This is a genomic window from Planctomicrobium limosum (assembly GCF_051465645.1).
Classification (GTDB): Bacteria; Planctomycetota; Planctomycetia; order Planctomycetales; family Planctomycetaceae; genus Planctomicrobium.
The window spans coordinates 781,772-794,789 of record NZ_CP195790.1 but is presented as its reverse complement, the minus strand read 5'-3'; the positions used below and the strand labels follow the sequence as shown (position 1 = coordinate 794,789).

General features: G+C 51.2%; 9 protein-coding genes. 7 read left to right on the top strand and 2 right to left on the bottom strand.

Going from position 1 to position 13,018, the window contains the following annotated elements:
• Window positions 1-61: 61 nt before the first annotated feature.
• Window positions 62-1,729, bottom strand: a complete 1,668-nt coding sequence (locus SH527x_RS02920) for a sigma-70 family RNA polymerase sigma factor (protein WP_437193163.1) — start codon at window positions 1,727-1,729, stop codon at window positions 62-64.
• Between the two features lie 840 nt (window positions 1,730-2,569).
• On the opposite strand from SH527x_RS02920, the gene SH527x_RS02915 reads away from it, so the two are divergent.
• Window positions 2,570-3,283: a TrmH family RNA methyltransferase gene (locus SH527x_RS02915; RefSeq protein ID WP_437193162.1), complete on the top strand. Its 714-nt coding sequence runs from the start codon at window positions 2,570-2,572 to the stop codon at window positions 3,281-3,283.
• A gap of 223 nt (window positions 3,284-3,506) precedes the next feature.
• Complete coding sequence (locus SH527x_RS02910; RefSeq protein ID WP_437193161.1) at window positions 3,507-4,751, top strand: anion transporter; 1,245 nt, start codon at window positions 3,507-3,509, stop codon at window positions 4,749-4,751.
• Window positions 4,752-4,936: 185 nt separating this feature from the next.
• Here SH527x_RS02910 and adhP read toward each other — a convergent pair whose 3' ends face one another.
• Window positions 4,937-5,965 carry an alcohol dehydrogenase AdhP gene (adhP, locus tag SH527x_RS02905; RefSeq protein ID WP_437193160.1) on the bottom strand — a complete coding sequence of 343 codons (1,029 nt, stop codon included), beginning with the start codon at window positions 5,963-5,965 and terminating at the stop codon, window positions 4,937-4,939.
• Between the two features lie 770 nt (window positions 5,966-6,735).
• Here adhP and SH527x_RS02900 point away from each other — a divergent pair.
• The 5 genes from SH527x_RS02900 to SH527x_RS02880 all read left to right on the top strand — a co-directional run bounded on the left by SH527x_RS02900 (window position 6,736) and on the right by SH527x_RS02880 (window position 12,927).
• Entirely contained in the window at window positions 6,736-8,250 is a 1,515-nt protein-coding gene (locus SH527x_RS02900; protein WP_437193159.1) for a MotA/TolQ/ExbB proton channel family protein, read from the top strand.
• Window positions 8,251-8,571: 321 nt separating this feature from the next.
• Complete coding sequence (locus SH527x_RS02895) at window positions 8,572-9,384, top strand: hypothetical protein (protein ID WP_437193158.1); 813 nt, start codon at window positions 8,572-8,574, stop codon at window positions 9,382-9,384.
• 64 nt (window positions 9,385-9,448) lie between these two features.
• Window positions 9,449-10,564: a hypothetical protein gene (locus tag SH527x_RS02890; protein ID WP_437193157.1), complete on the top strand. Its 1,116-nt coding sequence runs from the start codon at window positions 9,449-9,451 to the stop codon at window positions 10,562-10,564.
• Between the two features lie 855 nt (window positions 10,565-11,419).
• Window positions 11,420-12,358, top strand: a complete 939-nt coding sequence (locus SH527x_RS02885) for a DUF1559 domain-containing protein (RefSeq protein WP_437193156.1) — start codon at window positions 11,420-11,422, stop codon at window positions 12,356-12,358.
• A gap of 158 nt (window positions 12,359-12,516) precedes the next feature.
• Complete coding sequence (locus SH527x_RS02880) at window positions 12,517-12,927, top strand: hypothetical protein (protein ID WP_437193155.1); 411 nt, start codon at window positions 12,517-12,519, stop codon at window positions 12,925-12,927.
• The last annotated feature ends 91 nt before the right edge of the window (window positions 12,928-13,018 follow it).

Below are 13,018 nucleotides of genomic sequence, written 5' to 3'. Positions count from 1 at the left end.
ACTTGTCATGCCACACGGAAAATCCGGCTGAAATCGCTTCCAAACGGGCTTCCCATCTGGATTAGATCCCTGGGATATCCAGCTTTTCGTCACTGGCAATCTTGCGGATCTTCTGCATGGCACGGGATTCAATCTGTCGGATACGTTCCTTCGTCACATTGAAGCGTGTTCCGACCTGTTCCAGAGTCTCTGGTTCACTTCCTCGTTCGAGCCCGTAACGGTGCATGATGATTGCTCGTTCGCGGTCATCGAGGTTATCGAGGATCGACATGATCATCTGGTGCTGTTTTGTGTTCACAGACTCATCTGCGAACTGACTTCCTCGCTCATCTTCAGAGAAACGGAAGACCTCTTCGCTGCCGGTGCGGAATCGATCAAGAATCTTATGCTCGGCTGGAATTGACCGGGCATAGTTCTTCATGATCGCCCAACTGGCGTATGTCGAGAACTTGTTTCCCTTGCTGTAGTCAAACTTCTCGATCGCCCGAATCAGGGACATATTCCCATCACTGACCATCTCGAAGAAGTTTGCCGACGGCTTCATGTGACGCTTGGCGATCGAAACCACCAATCGCAGGTTACTGCGGATCAGGAAGTTCTTGACGGTTGTTGCCTGTTCGAGCAGAGCTTCAATATCGGTCAGCTCTTTCGTCTTGGGGCGACGGTCAAGAATTTCCTTCTGCAGCGTGGCCGCCTTGAACTTCAAGTAGTTCATCTTGCGGAAGTAGTAACCTTCTTCCTCACGAGTCAGCAGCGGAACGCTGTACAAGCTGGCGAGGTAAGGAGGCAATCCAGGAGGAGCTTTCACTGCCCCAGATTTCTTCTCAACTTCCGGTGGTGGACCAAGAATTGTCTTCTCGGCGTTTGCCAGATGGAACTCTGGATTGTCCATATAATCGATCGGGGTATTCAGAAGCATCTCTGCTCGAATATCCGAAACGATACGGTAAATACTGGTTCGCGTTCGGCAGTAGTCTGTTGCCAGAACGTCAACGGACATCCCGTTGATATACTTCTGGTAGATCTCCTGCTTCCGATCGTCGGAAAGAGGAGAAGTGGATGTTGGGAAAACAGCGTTTTCCGGATGATCCGTATCGTACTGTTTCAAGGTGTAACGAATCGTCTCAGGGGATCGCTTGAACCAACGAGCGAGCCGCTTTCCGACTTCAGCAGGGCAGGCGCCATGCTGTGCCAATCGACGTGCTTTGGTAACAATCTCCATTCGCTCGACCTCCGTCAGTTGAGTGAACCGAGTTCCCCGTTCAATTTCAGTGCCGTGATCGTTAACAAAGCGATCCACTGAAGAGAGCAGGAAGCCCACACGAGAACGATTGCCAAACTTAAAGCGGCGACTGACCAGACCGCGTTTTCGCCAACGGTCAACTGTCTTTGTCGAGACGTTGAAACGCTCGCTCAGTTCATCAACCGTCAACACTGGTTCGCCAGCGTTCTCGACCGCCAGATCAAGACTTGCAGACAATTCTTCCACAAAGAGCGGAAGGTCATGCTGCAGTTCTTCCGTCGTCAGAATCAGGTCTGGATACTTCTCCGTTCGGAACCCGGTAATCGCTTCACAGAGCTCCGGATAACGAAACAGTCGGTCTGAACCAATCTGATTCAACAGAGTTTCAGCGCGGTCCATTTGCTCAACGCGCTTTTCGAGTGTGGCATACCGCTTCTGCTGTTCCGTCAGCTGCTTCATCGCGGGATTTCGATATTTCAAGTTCATCGCGAGTCCCTCCCAATCACTCAGGCGAGCTGTCCGAAATGGCCTTAGCTCGCAGTTCGAATGGTGTGCGTTTCAAATTCACGCACACTTTGGTGTACTTCGATTCCGCTCCGTGACTTGCAAATTCACTCATCTGTACAAACGCTGGACGGGGCGAAACTGATCAATCTTTTTAGTCGTTAACGACATTTTCTTTCAGGTTGCATTTTCAACTGGCACTCGACAGTTAGTTCCCAAGATAGAGTTGCATTACCCGTGCCCAGTTCGGGTCCATTTTTATGGATAATTTGCAACTTGCTTTAAAATCAATACTTACGGACACAAAAATATTTACAGTATTCTTGATGCATTGAGTAAAAATCAGCCTGAAGGCCTGAAATCCACTTTTATCAGCCAATCTTCGGCCTCACCTGTTTCAAAACGACACACATCTTTTAGTGAGCAACGAGACAGTCCACCTGCTTCATTTCGCAACACCTCGTCTCCAAGCTGGTCCCCAGTCTCATTGCCCGGTCTCATTGATAGTGCCACAACGTCATCGTCGTACACTTACGGGGATGTCGTTGAGAATAATCCGGCCCTTACCATCTTCCAACTCCCCAAAAACGACCTCAGGCCGCACAAAATGGGATTGTAGGCTCGCAAAAGAGAATTCCACTACGATTTCAATGCGCCACCGTTTCCCGTACGCTGCCCAACACGGCCGACGTGAATTCTCTTCCAACTTACCTGGGAGCTTCAGGAACACACGACGGTTCACCGAATCGCCATTTTTCGCACAGCCTTTGTATCAACCTTGAGTTGCCGGACTGTGTTGTTCACGTAAACGATACGTTTCAGATGCCCCCTAAAACTTGCCCCCCCATCGACAAAGCACTCGCCAGATACCTGCAGTCCTTCATTACCGAACAACGCAGTCAGCGTTTTGCGGAAGTATTGAAGTGGCGAACAGACTGGGTACGAATCGGCCTTGTCGACCTGTACCAACAGCACAATGCGAGCGCAGTCTTGCGAACGTGCGACGCCATGGGGGTCCAACATGTTCATATCGTCGAGACTTACAACGAGTTTGAAACCAATCCTGACGTGGCGCTCGGAAGTCAGCAATGGCTGTCACTCCATCAGCACAACGGCCCGAATGCGCTTCAAGAATGCATCTCTGGTTTGAAGGCAGAGGGAATTCGAGTCGCGGCTGCTGTTTTGCATAAGGACAGCAAACCGATTCAGGAATTGCCAATCGACAGACCAGTCACGGTTCTCTTTGGAAACGAGAAGGAAGGGCTTCCGGACGCCGCAATCGAAGCAGCCGACGATCTGGTCCATCTGCCCATGTATGGATTTGTCGAGAGCTACAATGTCTCGGTTGCCGCTGCATTGACGATGCAGTTACTGACGGACCGACTTCATGCCAGCTTGCACCACTGGCAGCTGTCCGAATATGAATCGACAGCACTGCTTCTCGAATGGTCTCGACTATCAATTCGTCACATCGAGTCGGTAGAACGCCAGTTCCATCACGAGTGGAACGCAGGAAGAATTTCGGTCGAGACATAGAACGATTCTGCAGTAGTGAGGGTGTGGTTCCGCTCAATCACACATTCAACTCAGACTCGCGTCTCTCCGTCAATTTCTCCAATTTGAGCGATCGTGTTCTTTCGGTTGACTGGCAGCGCCGCAGGTCGTATTGAATTCGCCTGGCGACCAGTATTGTTTCACCGTTTCGCATTTCCAGACAGACTCGGTCTTGTGATCAGACCGTCATTTTTTGAGCCACAATATGACCGGAGCAGTTCAATATTGGGGAACAATCTGTCTGTTTGTGATCACATATATCGGGCTGGCAACAGGACGCCTTCCCGGACTCCGAATTGACAGAGCCGGAATCGCATTATGTGGCGCTGCAGCAATGTTGTGTGGCGGGTTCATTACCTTAAAAGATGCTGCACAGGCAATCGATCCCGATACAATCATCCTGCTGTTGGGGATGATGATCGTCGTAGCTTCGCTGCAGCTTTCCGGGTTCTTCAGTTGGATGACGGACGTAGTCATCGCGCGCTGTAAGGGACCATATTCTCTACTTGCGATGGTGATTCTGCTCTCTGGCGGGCTATCTGCCTTACTGGTAAACGATGTTGTCTGCGTCGCTCTCACCCCATTGGTCCTGTCGCTTTGTCTACGAACAGGGCGAACACCGTTGCCGTACCTGATTGCACTCGCAACCTCTTCGAACATTGGCTCAGTCGCAACCGAGACTGGGAACCCGCAGAACATCATTATCGCTTCGCTTTCAGGGATTCCTTACTTTCATTTCGCTGCGAGACTTTCTCCCGTTGCGATCATGGGACTGGCCGTCAACTTTTTGTTGATTGCAGCGATTTACAGAAAAGAACTGGCGGCAATTGCAGTCCCACCAACGTCACTGCCGGAATCATCAACGGTTCGCCTCGGCCGACCTCACCGTCAACTCATGATGCGTAGTCTGATCGTCACAACGATCACGGTATTCATGTTCTTTGCTGGCTACCAGATCGCGGTCGTCGCACTTGGAGCCGCTGCTGTCATGCTATGCACTGGTGTGAGAACCTCGAAATTCTATCAACGAATTGACTGGCCGCTGCTGCTCATGTTTGGGGGACTCTTCATCGTTGTTCGCACGTTCGAGGTGAATGTTGTCCACAGCTGGAAGATCGACGAGATCGCCAGTCGCTTCGAATCACCGATCCTCGTTGTCACCGGGATGTCCGTTGTGCTTTCGAATCTTGTCTCGAACGTCCCGGCAGTGCTTCTGTTCCGCTCACTGATCCCATCTCTGGATGATCCTGTCACAGGTTGGCTGGCTCTCGCAATGTCCAGCACACTTGCAGGGAACCTGACTCTGCTGGGATCAGTCGCAAACTTGATCGTTGTCGAAACGGCGAGAAGAGAAGGGATCATCGTCGGATTCTTCGAATACCTGAAAGTCGGGATCATCCTCACTGTCTTGACCACGACGATTGGTGTCTTGTGGTTGATGTGGACTTAAACACCCTGAGTCGCCATCCGACATGAAGAAACGCTCTTGATCAAAGCAGAGAGCTCAGCTTCGCAAGAGCTCATCGAAACAAGAAAAGCGTGTGTCGTTGCCATCAGGTGACGATTCACGCTGAGGGCAACGACACACGCTTAAAGATCTCTGTGAGTCCTTAATTTCTTGACATAATCAGGCGATCAGGATCGCAAGTCCAACACGATTCGCCCTTCGATTTTGCCTTGCTTCATTCTGTCGAAGATGCTGTTGATATTCTCAATCGGCTCCGCTTTGACGGTGGCTTTCACTTTCCCTTCTGCGGCAAACTCCAGTGCTTCCTTCAAGTCGAGCCGAGTACCTACGATCGACCCTCTAACTGTGACGCCGTTCAGCACCATGTCAAAAATTGAAAGTGGGAAATTGCCAGCCGGGAGACCATTCAAGGCAACTGTTCCCCCGCGACGGACCATTCCCAATGCCTGTTCAAATGCAATTGGAGAAACAGCGGTCACCAGAACACCGTGAGCTCCCTTGAATTCCTTCTTGAAGAATTCAGCGGGATTCTGCTTCCTGGCGTTCACTGTAACAGTGGCACCGAGTCGTTCAGCGAGTTCGAGTTTCGAATCATCGACGTCGACGGCAGCGACATTCATTCCCATCGCTTTGGCGTACTGAACAGCCATGTGACCGAGTCCGCCCACTCCGGAGATGACAACCCATCCACCGGGTTTCACTTCCGTCATCTTCAATCCCTTGTAGACAGTGACGCCCGCACACAAGACAGGTGCGATCTCAACAGAGTCGACATTAGCAGGAATATGACCAACGAAGTTCGGGTCGGCGACGACATACTCTGCAAAGCTTCCATTGACGGAATACCCGGAGTTCTGTTGCCGTTCACAAAGAGTTTCCCACCCTCCGAGACAGTGTTCGCAGTACCCGCAAGCTGAATAAAGCCAGACCAGGCCAACACGATCACCTTCTTTAATATGCTTGACTCCACTCCCGAGTGACACGACATGACCAACACCTTCATGACCGGGAATGAATGGAGGAGATGGCTTCACTGGCCAATCGCCTTCTGCCGCATGCAGGTCGGTGTGACAGACACCGCTGGTCTCGATCTTGACAAGAACCTGACCTGGGCCTGCCTTCGGAACCGGGACTTCCTGAATCACCAGTGGAGATCCGAACTCACGAACGACAGCCGCCTTCATCGTTTTCTGCATGGGAGTTCATCCTGAATAGAGAAATACCGTTTTCCCGATCAACAGTTGAAATCGATTCCGATAACCACACGAGCCCATCTTCAGCCAAGACAGAGGGCTTCTGCCAGAGATCTTTCCCCTGCGCCTGACAACCCCTTTGTTTGAATTATAAACCAGACAACCGCCCGATGTGATCCACATTTTCGGGTCCGGCGAGTTTGATGGTGCAAGTTCCTTTCAGGTTCGATTCAGGTTTCCAATCGCTGATCGCTTCGTCACGGCAATGCCTCTGGCCACGGTTCGGCTCGAACCTACAATTACCTCGCTCGCGAACTACCGTGTCCAATTGCGGCCCGATTATCTTCGCATGCGATCTCATCCGAGCTGTGCCGCATCAGATTGAATCCCTTGAACAGCACGAAACCGGAACAAGTTGTTCACAAACAAAGTTCCGATCAAGTGTCTCATTCTCAATGCAGCGGTACTGAACAAACACTCCCAATTTCCAATCGGCAAAGACATCAGCTTTTCAAAAAGCTTGGCCCCGGAAGACATTATAAAATTCGAACAGAACAGGCATCGTTGAGTCTCTCAAGATTCGCCAGTCGTTACATTTGCAATTACAGGACTCTCCATCTCTCGACACTTGAATACATATTGTCGTTTCAAAGAAGAATTTCCGAAACAGACCGGCTGAAATTGCCTCCTAAGCGTCGCGATATTATTGAAAAACTTCTAAATTACCCTGTCGTTAGCTGACTTCCAGTTCGAATTCCTGACCGAAATCCGAGATGACTGTCTACACGAAAATTGCTTGCCCGCATTGCAATAAGCCGTTGAAGATTCCAGAAGGTCTGGCTGGCAAAACCCGCACCTGCCCGTACTGCCATGGCACTGTAAAAATTCCAGGTGCAGCAAGTGAGTCAGGGATTCGATTTCCAGATTTCACAAGCATTACGAGTACAGACACCACGCCACCTGTCTCAGCGAGTGCAAGCGCGAAGAATGGGGCAACTCAAAGCCCATCGAAAGCAGCCGACGTCACTCTCTTAGATACAGGTTCTGCATCCAGTGACATTCCCATGATCCCCAGTGGATTGCTGGGTCTGGCTTTCACAGTACTGATCTTCCTTGCAACCTATCCATTACGCTGGAACCTGTTTGGCCAGCTGTTCTGGGATCGCGGGGTAATCCCATACTTCCTGACGTTTGCCTTTGGTTGGGCAGTCGCCATTCTGATCATGAAGGCTCGCAACCTGAAGATTCAGAAGGAATGCATGCTGCTGGATGTGCTGCCAACGGAGATTTCGGAAGAGATCAGCCTCAAATCGCTGGATCGGTTCGTCAACCATATTCGCGGTTTGCCTGGAGCCTCTTCCAGCAGCTTTCTGATCAACCGAGTGCTGCGAGGAATCGAACATTTTCGTGTGCGAAAAAGCGCTGCCGAAACCGTCACGATGATGGAGTCACAGGCCGGGCTTGACGCCAACAATGTGATGGGCAGTTACTCACTCGCAAAAGTCCTGCTTTGGTCACTTCCGATTCTCGGGTTTATCGGGACCGTGCTCGGATTGAGCGTTGCGGTCGCGAGCCTTGGTGCCAGCCTTGCAGCTGCTTCAGACATGAAAGCACTGAAAGGGGCGATGAATGACGTGTTCAGTGGTCTTGGAACCGCATTCGACACGACGCTGCTCGCGCTTGTTCTCAGTATGATTGTGAAAATCCCACAATCTTCGCTTCAGAAAAGCGAAGAGGATTTATTGGGAAGCGTAGATGAATACTGCAATGAGAACTTCCTCCGCCGTCTCAATGACGGACGTGAAGGAGGAGCGGAGCGCGGGACTGGCGGGGGCAATACCGCAGCGTTCCGGGAAGCTGTCGAAGCTGCGATGGGGACACATCACGCAGAGCTTGAGAAGTGGTTGCACCGTCTCGACTCCATGGGGGGCAAGCTGACCGCCCAAATGGCTCAAAACTTCGAAATCGCTGCTGCTAAAATGCAGGAACAGCAACGCGAACACGCGACAGAGTTGCAGAGCCAACTCAGCGCGCAGTTCCTTCAGATCGCCGAGTCTGCACAGGGAGTTCAAACTGTTGTCGCCACTGCTGCACAACAGGCAGGTCAACTTCAAGCGGAAGTTCACGGCTCATTGGGATCTGCCCAGAACATGCTCATCGAGCGCTTCGATGGAATCGGTCGCGGGCTGGAATCGTTGAACGATGTTCTGATCCGACTTGGCGAACGCTCGGTTGTTATTCAACAGGTTCCACGATCCGGATGGGGAAAATGGTTTGGGGGCAAATAGTCAGAGTTGGAATTGACTCCAGGAGAAATCAGACAGAGCCCGTGGCTTTCAGATTCTGAAACCACGGGCCCCGTTAAAGCGAGTTCCCCTGTTTCGAGATTGATGTGAGAACGTCAGGTACATCACGCAACTCAGATCACACGGCACTCACTTCGCATCACAATAAAATTCCATCGCGTCACTCAGTCACAACACAACGATTGAGAATCAGAAAGCTGCAAACTCCGTAATGGGGTTTCACACAACAATCCACCTGCCAGACGATTCACGCAGAGTCGATTGATTTTGAATCAGTAGAGAAACCTTTTTCAGAAGAGCACGATGGCCCGCAAGCAGGCTGCAACAGAAGAAGATGTTTCGCTCTTTCCATTCATGGACATCATTACGACCGTGATTGGAGTGCTGACGTTGATGATCGCCGCTGTCTCTCTGGAGCAGCTGGATACTGCTGATGTTGAAATGATTTCCGAGTACGAAATGACTCAGGAGGAGATCAAGAAAGAGGAACTGAAGCAGGAAGAACTCCGTAAGCTCATCAACGAAAAGATTGGCCCGACCGCTGCATTAACGCGGAACCAGATTGAGCTTTCTGAGGCGGAGATCCTCGCACTGAAAAAGCAGCTTGAGGAAACAGAGAAACAGCTTGAAGCGCTCAAAGAGGTCAAGATCGTCATTCCGACGCTGACAGCAGCGATGCGTGAAAAAACCTCAGACATGGTCGCTCAATCGAAGACCCTGCAAGAGGAACTCGCTCAGCTCGAGCTCGACATTTCCGGAAAGAAAGATGCCCCTCCTGCGAACGTCTCGGTTTTGCCAAGTGGAAGTGGTCTGAACTTCATTCCTCACTTCATTGAATGTCAGGATGGAGCACTCGTCCTCCACGATCTGAATCCGCCGAAGACAATCCGAGCGGCAAACATGGCAACTGACAAAGACTTCCTTCAACTTGTCGAATTGGCGGTGAATAATCCTTCAAACTCCATCGTCTTTTTAATCCGGAGCGAAGGACTCAATACATTTTACGCAGCACGAAAGTTCTGCACCGACCGTGAGGTTCCCAACGGAAAGTTGCCGGTTGTCGGGAAGGGAAAGATCGATCTGAGCTATTTCAAGAAGGCAATGGAAAAGAAATAGCCCCCTTTGCTTTTTGACAGTTGCTGGCCTCATCTGAACATTCCGCCGACACGAAGAAGATCCAATGCCACGGCGTCCTAAAGAGTTTAGCGAAGACTTAGAACTCGATTCCCTGATGGATGCCATGACGAACGTCGTGGGCGTCCTCATCCTGGTTCTTTTGATGGTCCAGATGAACGTTCAGGAAACGGTCAAGCACATTATCGAGAACTCGACAGTCACGCAGCAGGATGTCACAGAGGCAAAGGAAAAGCTCGCGCGATTGACGGCGAATAAAGACACACTGAATGTTCAATTGGACTCGTTCAATATCGCATCAGAACAGGAACGCTTGAACCGCCTGAAGGACACTGTTGCCGCCAGGAAAAAATTGCTTGCTGACACTCAGAAAGAAGCGAATCAATTCTCGATGAAAATCGAGAGTGACAAGAAAATGGCTGAGACCAGCAAGAAAGAAGTCGAACTGGCCGAAGCAGAGCGGGAGAAACTTCAGGCAAGTATTACTGAAGCACTCGCCAAGAAGGCGGACCTGCAGGCGCGCCTTGATAAAACACCCGTCAAAGCAGCTCCACCGCCAAAGATTCTGAGCATTCCGAATCCCCGGCCAGCACCGCCCGGCGCAAAGCGTCTCAACATGCTATGTGCCAACGGAAAGCTGTACCCGATGAGCGTCGACGATTTCCGCAAGGACGCAGAGAATCGTGGCAAACAGATCATCATCCGATACAAACTCAACACCGATCCACAGGCAGGGATCAGCCCGACAGAGTTTGCCAAGCACTTCTTAAAGATGCCGAGCTATGATGATGATTTTTTCACTGCCGAGTATTTCATTAACAACGATCGATGGCCACGGCTCCGCATGATCCCGCGTGAAGACAAGGGATTCACTTCAGAAGCCATCATGAGTAATCGCAGTACGATCAAGCGATTGCTTCTCTCCATTAATCCACAGCAGTTTTACGTCGTCTTCTATGTGTTGCCAGACAGCTATGATGTCTATCTGACTGCACGACAGGTCTTGATGCAGAACGGTGTTCAGGCCGGTTGGGAGGCTCAACCGCAGAACTGGATCTATGAAACATCAGTTCCGGTAATTGAGCTCGGACCACCACTTCCGAAGCCACCGCCTTCAACCACTCCGCAACCACCTGCAAAACCAGCGAACGTCCTGGATTAGGCCGGTGCGGTTTATTTGGGGCTCGTTCGGGCAGTTTCATCATTTCCCCTGCTGCTCCCACCCGACAGACTCTGCCATTGGGATTTGGCGAATCCGGCCTCAGAGTGTATCGCCCACACACAGACTCCTGCCGCGATGATCCACCGAAACAGGATCATCGCGGAGAGCGAGACCATTCCAACGTTTGCAACCTCTTCGACACCACTCTCACTACGAACCATCCAGTTTCAGCACTGGTTGTGGTTCCAAGGAATGCGCTCCCGATGCGTTCCGTGACTCTTTTCGGTTACCTGGCAGCTTGACATCTTTCAGACGCACGGTCGATTCACACCACATTGTCATCCTCAGACAGACGTGGTGATTCGACCGCGAAACAGAACAAAGAAAACTGCCAGATTCGTTCACGACGAATCGCCGAGGATCTGCAGCTCCGGACAGCAAGCTCACAACGCTGCCGTCATCGCGCTTAGATTCCCTCTTGAATCCGTAGACTCCGTTCATTTTGTCTACAGGCTCCATCCCACCTGGATACCCATCGACATAAAACATAATTGCATTTTTCGATATTTTCAGCGTATATGGCCATGGTGGAATTGACTTTGTGCACATTTAAGACATGATCACTCACATCAAATTTGAAGAATTCGATGAGCATGTCCTGAGAGGACGATCTCGTCAGCAGTTCGACACCCTCACTTATGTGCACACTAGCATCAGGATTTCGACTGACAAAACATTCGACCTAGACCTCCTCAAATGACTCACATCCATGGTCGAACAATCTTTCGTACGCGCATTTCAAACGTGACATTTTCCAAATGTTCCATCTTCCATTTTCTTGCGTGAGGTCTCGTCATGCAGAACGCTTCACCTGCTCAACTCCGCCAATCATCTCGCGGATTCACACTGATTGAGCTGCTGGTCGTCATCGCCATAATTGCCATCTTGATCGCACTTCTTCTTCCTGCTGTTCAGCAGGCCAGAGAAGCCGCCCGACGGTCTACCTGCAAGAACAATTTCAAACAAACCCTTCTGGCATTGCACAACTATGCAGACAGCCACCAGACGCTTCCTCCCGGAGGAGGGATTGGTGGAGGAACCGGTACGAACTCAAGAGTCTGCTGGCCTGTTGCCGGCAATCGAACGCTGTTCTCCTGGGCGGTTCACATCCTTCCCTATATGGATCAGGCCAACAGCTACAGCAACCTGACATTCGAACCTTTGAATGTCCTGGGAGCGACTTCAAACTTCGCAGCCAACGCATTAGGCCCAGTCCCCAATCTGTTGTGTCCTAGCAATCCGCAATCAGAGTCGATGGTGAACCCATTGGCGACAGGGCCGACACGCATGCCACGCACAGACATCGGCGGGGTAGCTGATTCTCGGGATTGGACGTGCGAAGATATACGTCCCAGAATGGATGGAAACGGATTGCTGTTTGCAGCCTCCCGCGTCCGTTTCGGCGATATCACTGATGGACTGAGTTCAACACTGGCGATCGGCGAAGTGACAGGGAACCCTTCCGTCGTGTCTAACGGAACCACATCACCGAACGCCAACACCTATGCTGGCTACAACGTTTTTGATGTCAGCCGTGGAATCAATGGAAGCACGACAGTTCCAGGAGGCGGAACATTTGCTTTCCGCCCTCAAGGGTTCTCAAGCTTCCATACTGGCGGAGCGCACTTCGGCATGGCGGACGGTTCCGTGCATTTCCTTTCCAAGAACATGCATTTAGGCACGCTTCAAGCTCTGGCAACGCGAGCCGGATCCGAAGTGGTTGGCGAATTCTAAACCGTCCGAGTCTCCCATGCGGGCGCACGGCAGTTCGCCAACTCGAATGACTCCAAAGGCGAGTCGTTACAAAGCATCCGCCCTCGGTTCACATGGTCCCTTGAACTGCAACGACGCCCCACGCACTCCTCTTGTGTTCCATTGATAAGGATTCAGCATTGTCACGGCCCCTTCGCGTCTCGCTGCTGCTGCTTCTCCTCCTCTCAGGCTGCGGGGAATCTGATACCGGCCCCAAGCGACGAGTCGTCGAAGGAACGGTACAATTTCAGGGAACTCCACTTGAATTCGGATCCATTCGTTTTCTCCCACAACCTGAAGGCCCCGTCTCATCTGCCGAGATCAACGGTGGAAAATTTCAAACCCCGAGTGCAAACGCCGTCCCGATCGGCGATTTGAAGGTTGAAATATCAGCCCTTCCGAACACCTCTGGAATGACTGAAGAGCAGATTCTTTCCGCGACTCGAAAAGCAAGCGTTGTGATTCCTGAAAAGTACAATCAGAAGACAACGTTGACCGCGAAGGTGACAGAAGGTTCCGGACCACTCAAACTGGATTTCAAGCTTGACTAGCCCTGTTAAATCGATCACTTATGAAGAGTCGATTTAACGAACTGCCTGATGATCGTCGCGCATGATTCATCTCGTTTGAATAAGACCGGAG

Bases quoted from the DNA above. Each gene is read 5' to 3' on its own strand.
- SH527x_RS02920 (WP_437193163.1), bottom strand. From the start codon at position 1,729: ATGAACTTGAAATATCGAAATCCCGCGATGAAGCAGCTGACGGAACAG.
- SH527x_RS02890 (WP_437193157.1), top strand. From the start codon at position 9,449: ATGCCACGGCGTCCTAAAGAGTTTAGCGAAGACTTAGAACTCGATTCC.
- SH527x_RS02915 (WP_437193162.1), top strand. From the start codon at position 2,570: ATGCCCCCTAAAACTTGCCCCCCCATCGACAAAGCACTCGCCAGATAC.
- SH527x_RS02895 (WP_437193158.1), top strand. From the start codon at position 8,572: ATGGCCCGCAAGCAGGCTGCAACAGAAGAAGATGTTTCGCTCTTTCCA.
- SH527x_RS02900 (WP_437193159.1), top strand. From the start codon at position 6,736: ATGACTGTCTACACGAAAATTGCTTGCCCGCATTGCAATAAGCCGTTG.
- adhP (WP_437193160.1), bottom strand. From the start codon at position 5,965: ATGCAGAAAACGATGAAGGCGGCTGTCGTTCGTGAGTTCGGATCTCCA.
- SH527x_RS02910 (WP_437193161.1), top strand. From the start codon at position 3,507: ATGACCGGAGCAGTTCAATATTGGGGAACAATCTGTCTGTTTGTGATC.
- SH527x_RS02885 (WP_437193156.1), top strand. From the start codon at position 11,420: ATGCAGAACGCTTCACCTGCTCAACTCCGCCAATCATCTCGCGGATTC.